At 57.6% G+C, this 18,079-nt stretch carries 18 protein-coding genes; 10 read left to right on the top strand and 8 right to left on the bottom strand.

What is annotated here, in order from left to right; translation table 11 throughout:
• Positions 1-61 precede the first annotated feature (61 nt).
• Positions 62-985, top strand: a complete 924-nt coding sequence (locus ACR3EH_RS10325) for a Rossmann-fold NAD(P)-binding domain-containing protein (protein ID WP_171676400.1) — start codon at positions 62-64, stop codon at positions 983-985.
• A gap of 191 nt (positions 986-1,176) precedes the next feature.
• Here ACR3EH_RS10325 and ACR3EH_RS10320 read toward each other — a convergent pair whose 3' ends face one another.
• The 6 genes from ACR3EH_RS10320 to leuC form a co-directional block, all read right to left on the bottom strand.
• Complete coding sequence (locus ACR3EH_RS10320; protein ID WP_371808461.1) at positions 1,177-3,024, bottom strand: dihydroxy-acid dehydratase domain-containing protein; 1,848 nt, start codon at positions 3,022-3,024, stop codon at positions 1,177-1,179.
• Between the two features lie 166 nt (positions 3,025-3,190).
• The gene (locus tag ACR3EH_RS10315; protein WP_171676401.1) at positions 3,191-4,219 is read right to left on the bottom strand and encodes an endonuclease/exonuclease/phosphatase family protein; all 1,029 of its coding nucleotides are present in this window, start codon (positions 4,217-4,219) and stop codon (positions 3,191-3,193) included.
• A complete protein-coding gene (locus ACR3EH_RS10310) occupies positions 4,216-5,046 on the bottom strand; it encodes a hypothetical protein (protein ID WP_171188178.1) in 831 nt (276 codons plus the stop codon). The genes ACR3EH_RS10315 and ACR3EH_RS10310 overlap by 4 nt, the downstream gene beginning before the upstream one ends.
• 333 nt (positions 5,047-5,379) lie before the next feature.
• Positions 5,380-5,985, bottom strand: a complete 606-nt coding sequence (gene leuD / locus ACR3EH_RS10305) for a 3-isopropylmalate dehydratase small subunit (RefSeq protein WP_170674438.1) — start codon at positions 5,983-5,985, stop codon at positions 5,380-5,382.
• 42 nt (positions 5,986-6,027) lie between these two features.
• On the bottom strand, positions 6,028-6,573 hold the full coding sequence (locus tag ACR3EH_RS10300; protein ID WP_171188177.1) for an HdeD family acid-resistance protein: 546 nt from the start codon (positions 6,571-6,573) through the stop codon (positions 6,028-6,030).
• Between the two features lie 37 nt (positions 6,574-6,610).
• A complete protein-coding gene (gene leuC, locus ACR3EH_RS10295) occupies positions 6,611-8,014 on the bottom strand; it encodes a 3-isopropylmalate dehydratase large subunit (RefSeq protein WP_171096597.1) in 1,404 nt (467 codons plus the stop codon).
• Positions 8,015-8,266: 252 nt separating this feature from the next.
• Between leuC and ACR3EH_RS10290 the strand changes: the two genes are divergently transcribed.
• From ACR3EH_RS10290 to ACR3EH_RS10275, 4 genes are all read left to right on the top strand, one after another.
• A complete protein-coding gene (locus ACR3EH_RS10290; RefSeq protein WP_171648552.1) occupies positions 8,267-9,619 on the top strand; it encodes a mechanosensitive ion channel family protein in 1,353 nt (450 codons plus the stop codon).
• 164 nt (positions 9,620-9,783) lie between these two features.
• Complete coding sequence (gene rsfS / locus ACR3EH_RS10285) at positions 9,784-10,143, top strand: ribosome silencing factor (protein WP_058276550.1); 360 nt, start codon at positions 9,784-9,786, stop codon at positions 10,141-10,143.
• 44 nt (positions 10,144-10,187) lie between these two features.
• A complete protein-coding gene (gene rlmH, locus ACR3EH_RS10280) occupies positions 10,188-10,658 on the top strand; it encodes a 23S rRNA (pseudouridine(1915)-N(3))-methyltransferase RlmH (RefSeq protein ID WP_171648554.1) in 471 nt (156 codons plus the stop codon).
• Position 10,659: 1 nt separating this feature from the next.
• Positions 10,660-11,145 (top strand): flavodoxin family protein, encoded by a 486-nt coding sequence (locus ACR3EH_RS10275; RefSeq protein ID WP_171648556.1) that lies wholly within the window; start codon positions 10,660-10,662, stop codon positions 11,143-11,145.
• A 3-nt stretch (positions 11,146-11,148) separates the two neighbouring features.
• On the opposite strand, the gene ACR3EH_RS10270 is transcribed toward ACR3EH_RS10275, so the two are convergent.
• Entirely contained in the window at positions 11,149-11,526 is a 378-nt protein-coding gene (locus ACR3EH_RS10270) for a hypothetical protein (protein ID WP_371732100.1), read from the bottom strand.
• 5 nt (positions 11,527-11,531) lie between these two features.
• The gene (locus ACR3EH_RS10265) at positions 11,532-12,242 is read right to left on the bottom strand and encodes a DUF599 domain-containing protein (protein WP_171096663.1); all 711 of its coding nucleotides are present in this window, start codon (positions 12,240-12,242) and stop codon (positions 11,532-11,534) included.
• Positions 12,243-12,324: 82 nt separating this feature from the next.
• Here ACR3EH_RS10265 and ACR3EH_RS10260 point away from each other — a divergent pair, with 82 nt between their 5' ends.
• From ACR3EH_RS10260 to ACR3EH_RS10240, 5 genes are all read left to right on the top strand, one after another.
• The gene (locus ACR3EH_RS10260) at positions 12,325-13,764 is read left to right on the top strand and encodes an FAD-linked oxidase C-terminal domain-containing protein (protein WP_171648558.1); all 1,440 of its coding nucleotides are present in this window, start codon (positions 12,325-12,327) and stop codon (positions 13,762-13,764) included.
• A gap of 61 nt (positions 13,765-13,825) precedes the next feature.
• A complete protein-coding gene (locus ACR3EH_RS10255) occupies positions 13,826-14,944 on the top strand; it encodes an FAD-binding protein (protein ID WP_171188164.1) in 1,119 nt (372 codons plus the stop codon).
• Between the two features lie 4 nt (positions 14,945-14,948).
• Entirely contained in the window at positions 14,949-16,262 is a 1,314-nt protein-coding gene (gene glcF / locus ACR3EH_RS10250) for a glycolate oxidase subunit GlcF (protein ID WP_171188162.1), read from the top strand.
• 118 nt (positions 16,263-16,380) lie between these two features.
• Complete coding sequence (locus ACR3EH_RS10245; protein ID WP_371808459.1) at positions 16,381-17,172, top strand: trypsin-like serine peptidase; 792 nt, start codon at positions 16,381-16,383, stop codon at positions 17,170-17,172.
• A complete protein-coding gene (locus ACR3EH_RS10240; RefSeq protein ID WP_171188160.1) occupies positions 17,169-17,984 on the top strand; it encodes a trypsin-like serine peptidase in 816 nt (271 codons plus the stop codon). The genes ACR3EH_RS10245 and ACR3EH_RS10240 overlap by 4 nt, the downstream gene beginning before the upstream one ends.
• Positions 17,985-18,079: the final 95 nt, after the last annotated feature.

Genomic DNA, 18,079 nt, shown 5'->3' with positions numbered 1-18,079 from the left:
AATTTGGGGCAATTCCCTATTGCTTTCCTTAAGGTAATCTCTGCCCCAACAGGAGGGAGCCATGCCACAATCTGTACTTATTCTGGGGGCCACAGGCCGATTTGGTCGCAACGCCGCGTTGGCGTTTCGCAATGTGGGGTGGACCGTGCACAGCTTTGACCGAACGCGCGATACGTTGGAACAGGCTGCGCGCGGAGTGGACGTTATCGTCAATGGCTGGAATCCATCCTACCCCGATTGGGCGCGTCTCGTGCCGGGGCTGCACCAACAGGTGATTAAGGTGGCAGAGGAGACCGGGGCAACCGTTTTGGTGCCGGGAAACGTCTATGTCTTTGGACCTGAAGCACCGGGTCCTTGGTATGGTGGAACACCGCACAAGGCGCGCAACCCTTTGGGTCGTGTCAGAATAGAGATGGAGGAAGCCTATCGCCGCTCGACCGCGCGTACCATCATTCTGCGTGCCGGGGATTTCATTGACACATGTGCCTCGGGCAACTGGTTTGATCAGGTCATGATAAAACATCTTGCCAAAGGACGGCTAGTCTACCCCGGCAACCCTGACATCCCGCATGCATGGGCCTATCTGCCCGATCTTGCCCATGCCGCCGTGCTGTTGGCCGAAAAGCGTCATGAGTTGCCCCGGTTTTGCGATGTCCCATTCGAAGGTTACACCTTGACCGGATCACAGATTGCACGCGCGCTGTCGCGGGCCACAGGACGGTCAATAGCTGTGAAGCCAATGCAGTGGTGGCCCTTGCATTTGGCTCGACCATTTTGGCGTATGGCCCCGCACCTGGTTGAGATGCGGTATCTTTGGCAGGTGCCTCATCAGTTGGACGGCACGCACCTTACCGAGTTGCTGGGCGCGGTGCCGCAGACTGATTTGGATGTTGCCCTGTGTTCTGCGATTCCAACGCAGCTTGTAGCCCCACCGCCCGCGACCCGGTCCGTCGGCGGCGGTCTGTTGAAAGCTGCCAACAACTGACCTTCGTCGCGTTTACTTTGGACGGTGAGAGGTACGCGGCTCAAGAGCGCGCCAGACCTCGCGCTGCCAGTCCAATTGGCTGTGGCGGAGCGGCGGATGCCGCTACGAACAGTTTCCATGATTATTGGATCCGATCCTTCAACGGGTGAGCCAACACCCCAGAAGGATCAACCATCGCGTCGCCCGAGGTTTTATGACCTCGACCTGTTTGTCGGCAAAAACCCTGAGAGCTGTGGCTCACGAGGCGTGTTGACCCACAGCTCACGGTCCGGGTGCATACCGCCACCGCGCACAGCGGGCACGGCAGATGACCGCATCCGGTGCAAAAGGCGGGTATCCGCTGTACCGCAATTTGGATGGACGCCGCCGTTTCCAGCCACCTCGGCTTCCCAGCGCGCCTTGCGTTCAGCAACTACATTCGGGTCGTCCAAAACCGGCGCGTTCAGCTCGTTCAAATTCAGATCGGCAATGATCTCGTCGCCGTCTTCGACCAGAGCAATAGGTCCGCCCAGTGCCGCTTCTGGCCCGACATGCCCAATGACCAGCCCGACCGATCCGCCCGAAAAACGCGCGTCGGTCATCAGAGCCACCGTGATCCCCCGTTCGCGGCACAGGGTCGTGATCCGTGCTGTAGCGTCCAGCATCTCGGGCATGCCCGGCGCGCCTGACGGCCCTTCGTATCGCACAATGATCATATCATTGTCTTCAAATCCCATTGGGTTGGTGTCGAGCATCTCAAGCAGGCGGGCTTCGCCCTCGAACACCCTCGCTTTACCTCGGAACACGTTGTCCTCAAGTCCGCGCTCGACACCTGCAAGCTTCAAAATGGCGCTGAATTCCGGTGACAGATTACCGCCCAGAAGGCGCAGGCCACCCGTTTCTTTAAAGGGTGCTGACACAGGATAGATCACCGTGCCGTCCGGTGCGGCAGCGCCCAGACGTTCGACCTGTTCCGCCAGAGTTTCGCCAGTGCACGTCGGCGCGTCGCCATTGACCATGCCAGCGTCGATCAGTTCCTTGACGATCACCTGCACACCGCCGACCCTGTCGATGTCCACCATCGAATAGCGGCCGTAGGGTCGTGCGTCTGTCAGGACCGGAACAATTTTTTGAGACCATTCATTGAACTCTTCTGGCGTGACAATGTCTTTCCAGAAATTCGCGTAACCTGCTGCACGTGCGATCTCGGGCGCGTGCAGAACCACGTTGGTCGAGCCGCCGATTGCCATCGCAACAGTCAACGCGTTGCGCAGTGAGTCGCGCCCGACGATGTCGCGGGGTCGCGTGCCGTTTTCAATCAACTTGGCAAGGTAGCCTACCAACTGCGACGGAAACTCTGCCATGCGGCGCGGGTCGTCCGAAGGCGGTGCCACCATATGCAATGGCTGCATGCCCACAACGCCGATAAAGGTCTGCATCGTATTGTAGGTGAAAATCCCGCCGCACGATCCGATGCCGGGGCAGGCAAGGCAGGCGATGCGTTTGCGGTATGCTGCGTCCTCGCTCCCGGCGACTTGATAGGCGGCGATGATGTCCAGCATTTCGCCGGTTTCCGGGTCTTTCGAAGGATGAATGGACCCATCGGACATCATGATCGCAGGCTGGTTGTGTTCAAGCAAAGCAGCCAGCGTACCAACCGGTGGCTTGTCACATGCCACCACGGCAATTGTGCCCCCCAAGCCGGAGGCTGAGAGATGTTCGGAAAACACGTCGTTGGTCACTTCGCGCCCGATGAGTGAATAGCGCATTTCGCGCGTTCCATTACGGATGCCATCAGATGTCGCGATAGAGTATTCGGGCTGAACAAGACGCATGGCGATCTTGCCTGCGTCTTTGCCAATCTGGTCTCGCAGTGCTGCATGTATTGCTTCGACTTTGGGCTGCACGCCAAGATAGCACTGGCTGTCGCCTTTTGTGCCCACAACCCCAACAGAGGGCGCATGGATCAAATCCTCGTCCGTGCCAAGCTCGCGCGCAATGCCATAAGCCTGAGAGTTGCGTCCAGGATGGTCGTCGATCAGTACAGGATTCTTAGCCACGAGGTTCCTCCAATATCTACTTCTGAGCGGAACCTGTTTTTATCGGCTCCGCCAGTCAGTGTGCGCAGGCAGGTATGAAAGTTCTTAAGCAGTGAAACGCATACGAGTGGTTCCGTCAATGAAACTCAAATTGGCGTCGTTTGCTTAAAATATCTCGGGCCGTGTCTTACGGCAGTGTGACGTCGACCCAGACCAACCGGTGCCTGCTTGCTTGATCCGCGTACTCCCGCAGCGGTGCATCTTCCTTGGGCCATAGAACGCCTGAATCCAAGACACGCAGGTCGCAGGACGGCAAAACAAAATCAACGCGCATTTCACCCGTGGCTTTCCAGTCGACCGTTGCGGTTGACCCTGTTGGATCTGTTGGCAATGGGTCCTGTACAACGGGATTTTCCAAAAGGGTGTGAATGGCCTGTTTGTGGCCCTCGCCGCGCGACGGGTCCAGATTGGCATCCCCGGCGATGACGAAGGGATCTTTGGGAACCGGTCCCAAATCGCCGTTCAGCAGGACGGACCAGAACCGAATCTCATCCCTATTGCGCAGACCGTTGCGATCTTCTGGCCCATCGAAAACCGGGGGCGCCGCGTGAAAGGTCATCAGGTCGAGCCGCCCAAACGGGGTATCAATGGGCACCACCCAATGCGCGGTTGAAGACAGGCGTTGCGTTTTGTGCGCTGTTTCAGACGGGAAGGGGTGGTCATCCACAAAGGGTAAAACCGCGCCCGGAAGATCTTGCCAAAGCAGTTCAGAGAAATCCAAAACCTCGTCGGTTACGATTTCATAACGGGATAGAATCGCCAGCCCGCCCTGTCCGGTGAATTGGCCCCAACCCTGCGCGTCACCGGGGCCTTGTGTGCGACCGTCGCCGTCCAGATCCAGCGGTGTTTCCAAGCCAGCGTTGGGCCGCGCAGCATAGAAGTAGCCATAATCTACACCAGCATTGCGCAGTTTCTGGGACAAGGCTTGGATCGCGGCCCCTTCCAGATCCCAGTCGATACCTTGTAGGGCGATAATGTCAGGTCGTGCAGCTGAAATTACACTGACAACCGCAAGAACCTGCGGGTCATCCCTGCCAATGTCCCGCAGCAAAAGCGCGGGGCCTTTTCGGCTAAGTTCGGTATTGTAGGTGGCGATGCGCACGACTTCTGCCTGCGCCGCGAACGGCAACAGAAACAGGACAAGTGCGCGGATCATGCGGCCTGTGTTGTCTCGCTTGTTGAATAAGCACGGCGCTTTTCAACGATCAGACCCGCGATACGCAGGGTTGCGACACCGCGCATGATCATGCTGGCGGGCAGGAAAGCCCAAGCGCTCATCGTCCAGATCAGTGTCTGGGGATTGTTCAGAGATATAGGGGCGATCACGCTGCTCATCAGTTTGATGACGGCCGGAATGAGGAAGGGCAGCAGAATGCCGATACAGATGTTCAGGCGGCCATCTCGTTGCAGTCGGGTAACGACATCTCCGCCTATGGTGGGGTCAAACAGTGGAAGGTTCGTCCACACGTTGAAGGCCCCATTACCGGTTGGCCATCCACGAACTTTGACCGCATATGCAAAGCTGGCGATGGTCACCAGAGCCGCGACATAAGCTACGCCGGCTGTAACCCGGACCAGTTCGATCAGCGACTGGCTGGCATCCGCTGGCAGCATTAGCACGATCAAGCGCACCGGTGAATAAGGGAAGTCCACCACATTGGCGACCGCAACACCGACGCCATAAGCGAATGCTGTCAGTTCGGTTGGATCAAAAATGTTTTTGCAGATCAGTGTAAGGAACGTGACCATCGACATCAGGCCAACAAACCGGAGTCGGTTTACCGGCGGCGCATCGCGGAATTCGATAAAGCTGGGAAAGGCCGAGTTATACTCGGCGAACGTCAGTATGAACGCGAGGATCGCGAGGAAGACCAGAATCTCGGTCCCATTCGTCGATGATACAGGCAGGTACAACGCGGGAGTCAGCACCATCAGTGCCACAAGTACTCCGCGTATCGCCGCCCCTGTTGTGCGTGCAATCACATTCCGAACCCTTTTTCAAACCAGACCAGCCGATCTTTGCCGACTTGAATCCAACTTGTGCCCGTCTCCTCTCGTCTTTGCGACGGATGCCTCGTTAGCGCCAAGATGGACGATAAGCGGCATTTCGCTCAAGACAGGGTGCAGAAAACACGTGATTTCGGGCAAAAAGATGGCGCAACTGGTGCGGGATTGCATCAATTTGGACGCAAATCCGACGTGTATCTCAAAATGAGACCAAGATGTTGTGGTTGTTCAAAAATCAACCCCAAGAATGAGAAAGGGGCCGCCTAGGCGACCCCGTTAGGTTGAGTATCCACAGATTCGCCCCCAGAATCAGACCCAGGGACGGGCTTGACTGGCGTGATCTTCGAATTTGTCGATGTGGTGGTCTTTTTCCATTGTCAGGCCAATATCGTCCAGACCGTTCAGCAAGCAGTGCTTGCGGTGCGGGTCGATGTCGAATTCGATCACCACTCCGTCCGAAGTGGTGATCTGCTGATCTTCCAGATGAACGGTCATGCGGGCGTTTTCACCCTTGTGCGCGTCTTCCATCAGAATCGCGTGATGCTCTTCCTCGACCACGATGGGCAGGATGCCGTTCTTGAAGCAGTTGTTAAAGAAGATGTCGGCAAAGCTGGTCGAGATCACAACCTTGATGCCGAAATCCTTGATCGCCCAGGGCGCGTGTTCGCGGGAAGAGCCGCAGCCGAAATTATCGCCAGCGACCAGAATCTCGGTCTGGCGATAGGCGGGTTTGTTCAGAACGAAATCTTCGTTTTCGCCGCCATGATCATGGTAGCGCATTTCGTCAAACAGAACGACGCCCAGGCCGGACCGTTTGATGGTTTTCAGGTGCACTTTGGGAATGATCATATCCGTGTCGATATTGATCAATGGCATTGGGGCGGCCACCCCGTGGACTTTTTCAAACTTTTCCATGTTCACACTCCTGCGAGAGAGGGCCGCGCCCGTGTCCCGCGTTTAAGCTTCTTTTGTTTCGTCTTTGGGTGCGTTCTTGACGAAGAACGCCATGAAGACCAATCCGAACCCGTTGAACAGCATCTCGATGCCCAGGAAGATCCCCAGTATACTCAGCAATGCCTGTGGCTCCTGCCCGACATAGCTCCAGATGATACCGGCAAGGATGATCGACAAGATGCCCGAGATCATCGTGGGCCAGAAAAACTGTGTTCCTTTCATCTGGAACGACAGAATGACCCGCGCGATGCCGCCTGCCATGAACAGGATCAGCATCACGGTCGCCAGCGTCAGCGTGCCTTGCAGCGGGTGATCCAGAAAGGACCAGCCCAGAAACAGCATGACTGCACCCATGATGAGCGACAGGATCTTGTTGCCGGTGCCTTCAACGGTGAAACCGCCGACAACCTGCAAGGCGCCCGAGATCAGAAGCAACGCTCCTGTCACGACCGTAACGGCCACAGACGCCACAATTGGCGCGCCCAGCACAAAGATGCCGAACGCTATGGACAGAAGCCCCAGCAGGAGCCATTTGATCCAGTCACTCATGTTTTCAATCCCTCAAATATCTAGATATGAGGGCAGCTTACATCAATTCACGGACGTCTGTCAGCCGTCCTGTGATTGCCGCTGCGGCAGCCATCGCAGGGCTCAGCAGGTGGGTCCTACCACCACGGCCCTGGCGGCCTTCGAAGTTGCGGTTCGATGTCGCGGCACAGCGCTCGCCGGGTTGCAACTGGTCGGGGTTCATCGCCAGACACATCGAGCATCCGGCCAGACGCCATTCGAACCCGGCCTCTTTGAAGATTTCGGCCAGACCTTCTTCTTCGGCCTGCGCACGAACCAGACCCGAACCGGGCACGACCATGGCGCGCATCCCGTCCTTGATCTTTTTACCTTTCAGAATCTCGGCCGCGGCGCGCAGGTCTTCGATGCGGCCATTGGTGCAGGACCCGATAAAGACGGTGTCGATTTCCACATCGCTCAGCTTTTGACCGGCTTCGAGACCCATGTATTCGATAGAACGGCGGGCCGCATCCACCTTGCCGCCTTCGAAGTCTTCGGGGTGAGGCACAGAGGCGGTAATCGGCAGCACATCCTCAGGGCTGGTGCCCCAAGTCACAACCGGAGCGATATCCTCGCCGCGCAGGGTGATGACCTTGTCGAAATGCGCGCCTTCATCGGTATAGAGCGTTTTCCACCAGTCCATCGCAGCTTCCCATTGTGCGCCTTTGGGGGCGTGCGGACGGCCTTTGACGTATTCGAACGTGGTCTCATCCGGTGCGATCAGGCCAGCGCGGGCGCCGCCTTCGATGGCCATGTTGCAGACCGTCATACGGCCTTCCATCGACAGATCACGGATCGCTTCACCGCAATATTCGATGACATAGCCAGTACCACCTGCGGTTCCGGTCTCACCGATCACAGCCAGAGTGATGTCTTTGGCAGTCACGCCCGGCTGCAGTTTGCCGGTGATTTCCACCTTCATGTTCTTGGATTTTTTCTGGATCAGAGTCTGTGTGGCCAGAACATGTTCGACCTCGGACGTGCCGATACCGTGGGCCAGTGCGCCAAACGCACCGTGGGTCGCGGTGTGGCTGTCGCCGCACACAACGGTCATGCCGGGCAGGGTCCAGCCTTGCTCGGGGCCGACGATATGCACGATGCCCTGACGGACGTCATTCACCGGGTAATAGTGAATGCCGAAATCCTTGGCGTTCTTGTCCAGTGCTTCGACCTGGATGCGCGATTCCGGGTTTTCGATCCCGTTCACGCGGTCCGGTGTGGTCGGAACGTTGTGATCCGGCACGGCAATGGTCTTTTCCGGTGCGCGTACCTTGCGGCCTGCCATGCGCAGCCCTTCAAAGGCTTGCGGGCTGGTTACTTCGTGCACCAGATGGCGGTCGATATAAAGCAGGCAGGTGCCATCATCGGCTTCGTGCGCGACATGGGCATCCCAGATCTTGTCATAGAGTGTTTTGGGGGACATGTGTCCTCTCCCGTATGTAATGAGAAATAGCTGGCGAGTTGGCTCAGGCGACAGATAGGCGGGCTAGAACCGTGCGGGCGGCCCCAAAGAACCGTTCACGCAGGCGCGTGCGGTCTTGCAGTTTCGGAGCTGGGGCCAAAGTGACTCTCATGCGCACCAGATATATCGGGCTTTGCCGTCAATCAAGGTTCAATCCGGTACCCGGCTGGCACTGGGCTTGCATCACCGGGCAACGCTGTTCAAGCTGGGTTTATGAATCAAGACCTGTTCCCCAGCTCGCTGTCGGACCTCTATGACAACATGGTCGCGGGCTTTTTCGTGCAATTCGAAAATCTTGTCGAACTGATTGTGACGCCGGGCTGGCGGCAGCATCAGCTGGTCATCATCCTGGCGCTTTGGGCGTTGGCTTATGTCTTGAAGCTGGTGACCCAAACCCGGTGGGAGGCGTGGGCCCGCGCCCGCGAAGGATGGCCGAAGTGGCGGTTGCGGATGTTGGTGCAACTGATGCAGCGCCTGACGCTGGTCTATTTCGTCATTATGTCCTGGGCGCTGTATTTACTGATGCAGCAGATCACGTGGCCATCGCGCAGTTATATCATCGGGGTTGTGGCGACTTTGGCGCTTGCGTGGCTGGCGATTGCGCTGGTGGCCCGTCTGGTGCGCAATCGGACCCTGCGGCGCATGTTCAAATGGGCGATGTGGGTCTATGCAACGCTTATTGCGCTGAATCTGACCGATGACGTGGCCGAGTTTCTGGACGGGGTGGCGATTTCCATTGGCGATCTGCACATCTCGGCACTGGGGATACTCAAGGCAGTTCTGCTGATCGGCATCTTGCTGACACTGGCCCGTATCGGCACCCGTGCCGCCGAGCGCGGGTTGATGAGCAATGACGACATCACGCCATCGATGCAGGTGCTGCTGGCAAAGGGCATTCAGGTGCTGCTGTATGGGGCGGTCTTTATGGTCGCCATTCGCACGCTGGGATTTGACCTTACCGGTATCGCCCTGCTGTCCGGTGCAATCGGCGTGGGGATCGGGTTTGGTCTGCAAAAGGTGGTATCGAACCTGATTTCGGGGATCATCATCCTGATGGACCGGTCGATCAAACCCGGTGACGTGATCTCTCTGGGCGATACCTTCGGTTGGATCAATGCGCTGGGCGCGCGCTATGTCTCGGTCGTCACGCGGGACGGGCGCGAATACCTGATCCCGAACGAGGACCTGATTACCAATCAAGTGGTGAACTGGTCTCATTCCGACAAATTCGTGCGGCTGGATCTGGATTTTGGCACCAGCTATGACGACGACCCCCATCATGTGCGTGCGACAGCGATCAAAGCGGTCAAAGCGGTGACCCGGGTCCTCAGCGGAGGCTCGCACGAGCCGGTCTGTCACATCACCGGGTTCGGCGATAGCAGCGTGGACTACGTTCTAAGGTTCTGGATCAGCGACCCGACCAAGGGCCTGACCAATATCCGCGGCAATGTCTATCTTGCGCTATGGGACGCATTTAAGGATGAAGGCATCTCGATCCCCTTCCCGCAGCGCGAAGTTCGGTTGCTGCCGAACGGCGCAGAGCAGCAACAGATCGCCAAAGAGTGAGCGAACGTGCGGGCACCTGTCTGGCCTTTCATTGAAATGTTGCAATCCCCTTGTTACCTTATTAGTACCCCGGCGCCGGGGTTTCATGGCGCGCAGCAAAGGAGGACTATGTCCTGTCTCTACATACACAGGCGGGTTTGCCCGCCGATGAAGGGGTCAGTGTAATGGCCCACTCTCAGTCAATCAGCGACAAGCTGCTTGAGCGTATCCTTTCCTCACTATCCGACGACAAGGCCGAAGACGTCGTGCAGATCAACCTGCAGGGAAAGTCTTCTGTCGCAGATCACATGGTGATCGCATCGGGCCGGTCGACCCGGCAGGTCTCGGCCATGGCGGAAAAACTGACGGATCGCATCAAGCAGGAATTCGGTTTCACCTCGAAGGTTGAAGGCAAGGATGCCGGCGACTGGGTGTTGATCGATACGGGCGACGTGATCGTCCATATCTTCCGCCCCGAAGTGCGTGAATTCTATCAGCTGGAAAAGATGTGGCTGCCTCAGGGCGGCAGCGCCTCGGCGAACTGAGGCGCCATCCCGGCCCGTATTGAGGGGCCGGAGGCGAGAGAGATATGCGTATCAGCATAGTTGCGGTCGGGCGAATGCGCGCCGGGCCCGAGAAGTCCCTGCTTGACGATTACCTGACCCGATTTGACCGGACCGGCCGCTCGCTGGGCCTTGGCCCCGCTCGTGTGATTGAGGTCGAAGACAAGAAAAATGCAGGCATGGGGGCCGAGGCAGCGCTGCTGCGCAAAGCGCTGCCCAAAGGCGCAGTGAACTGTACCTTGGACGAACGCGGACGGGTTATGTCCTCACCCGAATTTGCCAAGAAACTGGGCGGTTGGCGTGATGCCGGACGGCAGGATCTGGCATTGATCATTGGCGGAGCGGACGGAATAGACCCTAATCTGCGGGCCGAGGCCGATTTTTCCATCTCATTTGGGTCAATGGTCTGGCCCCATATGCTGGTCCGTGTGATGCTGGCCGAGCAACTTTATCGGGCCGCAACCATTCTGTCGGGCGGCCCTTATCACCGGGTCTGACATGGAGCAGCTTCTGATCGTTTACCATTCGCGCACTGGTGGCGCCCGGCAAATGGCCGAAGCGGCAGCAGAGGCCGGGCGAGACGAAGCAGATGTTGTTCTGAAATTCGCGGATCAGGCGGGACCTGAGGATTTGCTTGCCGCTGATGGCTATATCTTCTGCGCGCCTGAGAATTTGGCGGCGATTTCGGGTCTGATGAAAGAATTTTTCGACCGTAGTTACTATCCTGTCTTGGGTAAGCTCGAAGGTCGACCTTATGCGCAAATGGTCTGTGCAGGGTCCGGCGGTGAAAACGCCGCGCGCCAGACTGCGCGCATCGCGACCGGCTGGCGGTTGAAAGAGGTTCAGCCACCTTTGATCCTTTGCACATATGCACAAACGCCCGAAGCTATTTTGGCCGAAAAGACCATCCCTGAAGAACAGCTTGAGAAATGCCGCGAGATCGGGGCCGCGATGGCTGCAGGCTTGGCCCTTGGTGTGTTCTGAACTTCAGTTCAGGTCAATCACCGTTGTGTCTTCGGCCCAGCCGCCAACACTGTCACGGGCCTGAATCTGGACCTGTGCGATGCCTTCGGGTATTGCCACGCCGCTCAGCGAGCGGGTGAAGGGCTGCTCATCCACATGCGGATGATGTAGGACACGCATCCCAAGTTCGTTCCCGTCCATGTCCAGCACACGCCAGCCATCGGCGTAGTCATCCCATCCGGTATCGGGATGACGGATCGTAACGTCGAAGCGCCATGTGTCGCCGCTGCGGGTGGCCGCGACTTTTTCGATCGTTGGGGGGTCGGCAAAAGCAGGGCTGGCCAGGAAGGCGCTGAGAATCACATATCGCATGGCGCGAATGTACGGGTTATCGCGGCGCATCGGGATCACGTCTCTGTGTAAGGGGATTGGGATATCAGTATTGTTCGGGACTGCGAAGCAAACTCGCGTCGATACAAAACACCGAACGTGATTATGGTGCTCAGCATCAAAGCGATTGGCCCGAGGAACCATGCTAATGAGGCCAGCGCAAAATAGGTGGCGCGCAGGCCACGGTTAAAGCTGCGGGCGGCTGTGACGCAAATTTCGGCCGATTGGGCGGCGCGTGGGTACGCCTGCGGGTCTTCGGGATCGTTCGGGACCGAGGCCATCAACACAGCACAATAGCCAAACAAGCGATGCGCCCAGACATATTTCAGGAATGCGTTGGCCAGCAGAAGTACGACAACAAGTATCTTGATTTCCCACACCAAAGCGGGCGCGCTGCCTATCGCGAGGTCACTGGCCACCCCGGCAAGTCGCTCGGTATTACCCAGCAGGGCCAGCCCGCCGCCGATGGCAATCATAGTAGTGGATGCAAAAAACGTGCTGCCTTGACGCATGGCGGCTACAACCTGTGCATCAAACATGCGCGGCTGACGCGTCACCATCTCGCGCATCCAGTCGCGGCGGTAATTGTCCATCATTTGCGAGACAGATCGCCTCTGTGGCGACGGATGTTCGATCTTCCACCCTATCCACAGCCATGCGCCCAGCAGCAAGCCGAGGGCGGCGTAATCCAGAGGGGCAAACAAAGCGGCACGTTCGATCCAGGTCATGGGCGTGACACTAAAACTGAACGGAAGAACTTGCCAGATCATGAAATTGGTAATATTATTTTACCAAATTGGAGGACCAGCGATGGAAATGCCCCAACCAAATCCCGATGTTCTTGCCCGCAAGCAAGCCGTTCTGGCGCGCTTGCAGCAGGTTTTGCCCGAAGATGCTGTGATTCACGATCCGGCTGAGACGAGGGCTTATGAATGTGACGCGCTGACCGCCTATCGCTGTCCACCGATGCTGGCTGTTCTTCCGTCATCGACGCAGGAAGTGTCCGAAGTCCTGCGAATCTGCCATGAGGAAGGGGTTCCTGTGGTGCCACGTGGTTCCGGCACGTCGCTGGCGGGTGGGGCCTTGCCTACGGCTGATTGTGTCATTCTGGGTGTCGCGCGAATGAATGACGTTCTGGAAACCGACTATGACAACCGGTTCATCCGCGTCCAGACCGGTCGTACCAATCTGAGCGTGACCGGTGCGGTCGAGGAAGAGGATTTCTTTTATGCGCCCGATCCGTCATCGCAATTGGCCTGTGCCATTGCGGGCAATATCGCGATGAATTCGGGTGGCGCGCATTGCCTTAAATATGGTGTGACCACGAATAACCTGCTGGGCGTGACCATGGTGATGATGGACGGCAGTGTCGTGGAAATCGGCGGCGCGCATCTGGATGCCTCTGGCCTGGACCTGCTGGGTGTTATTTGTGGCTCAGAGGGGCAGCTGGGCGTGGTGACCGAGGCCACGCTGCGCATTCTGCGTAAACCCGAAGGGGCGCGGCCGGCTCTGATGGGGTTCGACGACAATGAGGTCGCGGGCCAATGTGTCTCTGACATTATCAAATCGGGCATTTTGCCAGTAGCGATTGAATTCATGGACACGCTTTGTATCAGAGCCTGTGAAAATTTTGCTCATGCAGGGTATCCCGATTGTACCGCCTTGCTGATTGTCGAGGTCGAGGGCTCGGAGGCCGAGATCGACTATCAGTTGGCGAAGATCATAGAGATCGCCAAGCGCCACAATCCCGTTGAACTGCGTGAAAGCCAGTCGGCAGAGGAAAGCGCGAAGATTTGGCTGGGTCGCAAATCGGCTTTTGGCGCGATGGGGCAAATGAACGATTACATGTGTCTGGACGGCACCATCCCGGTATCCTCCTTGCCCGAGGTTTTGCGCCGGATCGGAGAGTTGAGCGAGGAATACGGCCTGCCCGTGGGCAATGTCTTCCACGCGGGTGACGGTAATATGCACCCCTTGATCCTGTTTGACGCCAACAAACCGGGCGATCTGGAGAAATGCGAAGCGTTTGGGGCAGATATCCTGAAGCTGTGTGTCGATGTAGGCGGATGCCTGACCGGAGAACATGGTGTCGGCATCGAAAAGCGGGATTTGATGGCGCATCAGTATGCGCCAGCTGATCTTGAGGCGCAGATGGCGATTAAAGATGTGTTCGATCCGCAGTGGTTGTTGAATCCCGCGAAGGTGTTCCCCTTGGACGCATCCGAGGCGCGACGCCTTGCGGCGGAATAGGGGCTCTGCCCCAATCGCGCAGGCGCGATTTCCCCGGAGTATTTATGAAAAGATGAAGCACATGAGACCTGAGACGGAAGACGAATTGGCGGACCTGGTGGCCGGGTTGAACGGGCCGGTTCGGATAGCTGGGGGCGGTACACGCGGTGTGACCGGGCCGGGCCTTGAATTGAACGTTTCCGGGCTGAGCGGTATCACCCTTTATGAACCCGGTGCCCTTACACTTGTGGCCAAGGCAGGTACGCCGTTGGCCGAGATTGAGACCGCGCTGGACGCAGAAGGGCAACAACTGGCGTTTGAGCCGATGGACCATCGGGGATTGCTTGCAACTTCGGGCGAACCGACCATCGGTGGTGTTGTAGCGGCAAACGTATCTGGGCCGAGGCGGATACAGGCCGGGGCGTGTCGGGATTTTCTGTTGGGCGTTCGCTTTGTCGACGGGCGCGGTCATGTGGTCAAGAATGGCGGACGGGTGATGAAGAACGTTACCGGTTATGATCTGGTCAAGTTGATGGCCGGGTCATGGGGCACCTTGGGTGTGTTGACCGAGGTTTCGCTGAAAGTGCTGCCCAAGCCAGAGGCCGTTGCGACGCTTGTTTGGGAGGACCGCGGATGGGTCGAGACGTCCAAACTGTTTTGTGACGCGTTGGGATCACCATACGAAGTCAACGGTGCGGCTCGGTTGCCCGAGGGCGGCGGCAAGCCGTCCCGGACGGTGCTGCGGATTGAGGGCTTTGACCAATCGGTCGAGTATCGCATTGCCAAGTTGCAGGAGTTTTTTGCGGAAATGAAGCCGGATCAGGTTGTCACTGATGCGGCCGAAAACACCGCTATTTGGCGCGAAGTGCGTGATATTGAGCCTTTTGCCGACAAACCGGGCAATGTCTGGAAAACTTCGGTCAAACCGACTGACATGAGACGTGTGGTCGGTGACGCTAACCCGAATAGGGTCGTGGATTGGGGTGGGGGTCTGATCTGGACTTTGGCCCCGGAAGGCACTGATCTGCGATCTGAACTGAGTGATGTTGAGGGATATTCGACCCTAGTGCGCGCAGACCCGGACCAGATGCAAATGCTGGGGCGGTTTCAGCCGGAAAAAGCTGCTGTTTCGGCTCTAACACAAGGGATACGGGCAAGATTTGACCCGCGATCTGTGTTCAATCCGGGGCTCATGGGGTAGGGCGATGCAGACAACGTTTACGGAAAAACAGCTGGAAGATCCGGCGATCCAGCGCTCGAATGAGATTCTGCGCAGCTGTGTGCATTGTGGGTTTTGCACTGCGACCTGTCCCACCTATCAGGTGTTGGGGGATGAATTGGACAGCCCGCGCGGCCGTATTTACCTGATCAAGGACATGCTGGAAAACGAACGTGTCCCGGATGAAAAGACGGTCAAGCATATTGATCGCTGCCTGTCCTGTCTGGCCTGCATGACAACCTGTCCATCAGGTGTGCACTACATGCACCTGGTCGATCACGCGCGCGAATACATCGAGGCGAATTACAAACGTCCTTTAACGGATCGTATCCTGCGTTCGGTTCTGGCCCAAATCCTACCTTATCCGATGCGATTTCGCTGGGCCTTGATCGGAGCAAAGTTGGGCCGCCCGTTTCGGTTTCTGATGCCCGATGCCCGGTTGCGGGCCATGCTGGATATGGCCCCAAAGCACATCCCGCCGGTCAGTCGCAACGACGACCCACAAAGTTTTGCGCCCAAAGGAGACCGGAGAAAGCGCGTCGCGCTGATGACCGGCTGCGCGCAAAAGGCTCTAAATACCGACATTAACGATGCTACGATCCGGTTGCTGACGCGTTTGGGGTGCGAGGTTGTGGTGGCCGAAGGGGCCGGATGTTGCGGAGCCCTGACACACCATATGGGTAAAAGTCGTGAAAGCCACGCGGCTGCCGCAGCCAATATCATGGCCTGGACGCGCGAAATGGACGGTGACGGCCTAGACGCCATCGTTATCAACACGTCTGGCTGTGGAACGACCGTTAAAGACTATGGGCACATGTTCCGCAATGACCCTTTGGCTAAGGATGCGGCGCGTGTCTCGGGTATTGCCATGGATATCAGTGAGTTGGTCATGCAGTTGGACGTGCCGGAAGGACGTGACCAAGACCTTACGGTTGCTTATCACGCGGCTTGTTCCTTGCAGCACGGGCAAAAGATCAAGACTTATCCCAAGGATTTGCTGAAACGGACCGGATTTAAAGTTGTTGAGCCTGCCGACAGTCATTTGTGCTGCGGTAGCGCAGGCACGTACAACCTGATGCAGCCCGAGATTTCGGGCCAGTTGAAACAGCGCAAGGTCAAAACGCTGGAAGCAAAAAAGCCGGACCTGATCGCCGCCGGAAACATCGGATGCATGATGCAGATCGGGTCAGGGACGCAATTGCCAGTCGTTCACACCGTCGAATTGCTGGATTGGGCGACTGGTGGCCCAAAGCCAAGATCCTTGCAACAGCAAGGAGACGCAGTGCCGATCCTGAAGTAAAGCACATGATGCCGACCCGCATCAGTTGACCTGGATTTTCTGGCGGTTCCTGATTGCCCTATTTTCGCCCAACGCGACCCGTAGGACAAATAGGTCTGAATGAGTCCCGGAGAACCGCGTGCGCAACTGGATCAAGGCGATTGTGTTCTGTGTCATGCCGATGGCGGCCACAGCGCAGGATACCGGGCTGGAAAGCCTGGACACCTCGGATTCCGGGCGTGATTGGATGGCCGTGGGACGGTTGGATATTGCCGGCAGAGGGTTTTGCACCGGAACGCTGGTGTCGCCAACACTGGTGCTGACCGCAGCGCATTGCCTGTTTGATAAGGTTTCCGGGCAGCGTATCAACCCGTCGGACATTGAGTTTCTGGCCGGTTGGCGTTTGGGGCGCGCTTTGGCCTATCGGACGGCGCGGCAAGCCGTGATCCATCCGGACTATCAATATGGTGCAGACTCGACGACCGACCGGGTGAGCGCCGATGTGGCCTTGATCGAACTGTGGCAACCAATCCGAAACACTGCCGTCATTCCATTTGAATCGGGGGATCAGCCGCGCCGTGGCGCAGAGGTTGGTGTGGTGTCTTATGCGCATGACCGGTCCGAGGCTCCTTCGCTGCAACAGGTCTGCTCGGTCATGAACAGGCAGCAGGGTGTCATGGTCATGTCCTGCGACGTCGATTTTGGCTCGTCCGGCGCACCGGTCTTTTCCTTTGCAGGTGCGCGCCCCCAGATCGTGTCGGTTGTTGCGGCCAAGGCCAGTTTGGACGGCCAGAACGTGGCAATTGGCACTGCTGTTGAACACTCGCTGCAATTGCTGCGCAATGAGTTGTCTGCCGGGCGTGGATTTGGGCTTTCAACGTCGGGATCCGGGTCGGGCAAGAATATCGGTGCAAGGTTTATTCGGCCATGATCAGAGTTTTACTGAGTCTCATTTTAGGTTTGTGCATTCTGGCAACCACGTCCCACGCGCAAGCGAACAAGCGCAAGTTGACGGACCGGGACGACCTTTACGGCTGGGAGGCGATAGGCCGGCTGGACATAGGGGACGAGTCATTTTGTACGGGTACGCTGATCGCGCAGGACATGGTTCTGACAGCAGCGCATTGCGCAGTGGACGGGCGCTCAGGCAAAGCATTTGCCCCAGAAGACATCACGTTTCGCGCAGGTCTCAGCAACGGCAACGCCCTGGCCGAGAGTCGGATCACGCAGGTCGCGATTCATCCCAGCTATGGCTCTAAACCGCCGCTTTCCCATGATAGCGTTCGGATTGACGTCGCACTGTTGCGCCTCGATAAGCCCATCCCCTACTCTGTCGCAGATCCCTTTGCACTGTACAGCGGGCGTGTTCTGGGAAATGAGGTCAGCATTGCCTCTTATGGCCGCGGACGGTCTGAGGCGATCACACGGGAACGTTCTTGCCGTATCATTGATCGTCAGCAGGGTCTGATCCTGTTTGATTGCGACATCACCTTCGGCTCGTCCGGGTCCGCTATTTTGGCAAAGAACGGCTCACGTTGGCAGATTCTGTCTGTTGTTTCGGCGGTTGGTACAAACGGCAGCCGGAAGGTCGGATTTGGCATGGAGCTGGACGGGATCGTCTCTGAGCTTAAGGCGATCATGCGGCGCGATGCGCCTCAGCCAAAAGCGTCGATCCGCCGGTTGCAGGTGGGGTCCGGCAAGTCCGGGTCTGGTGCGAAATTCATCAGCTCTGGCGGGGGTTGAACTCGGTCAAATCGCTACCCATTTGATGTGTATCGGGTCGCCACAACGGGGTCCGGTATCAATCACTGCCCGTCCAGTCGGAGGGCAAAATTTCG

This window comes from Ruegeria sp. BG7 (assembly GCF_056535685.1).
This window is presented reverse-complemented; position numbering and strand designations above follow the sequence as displayed.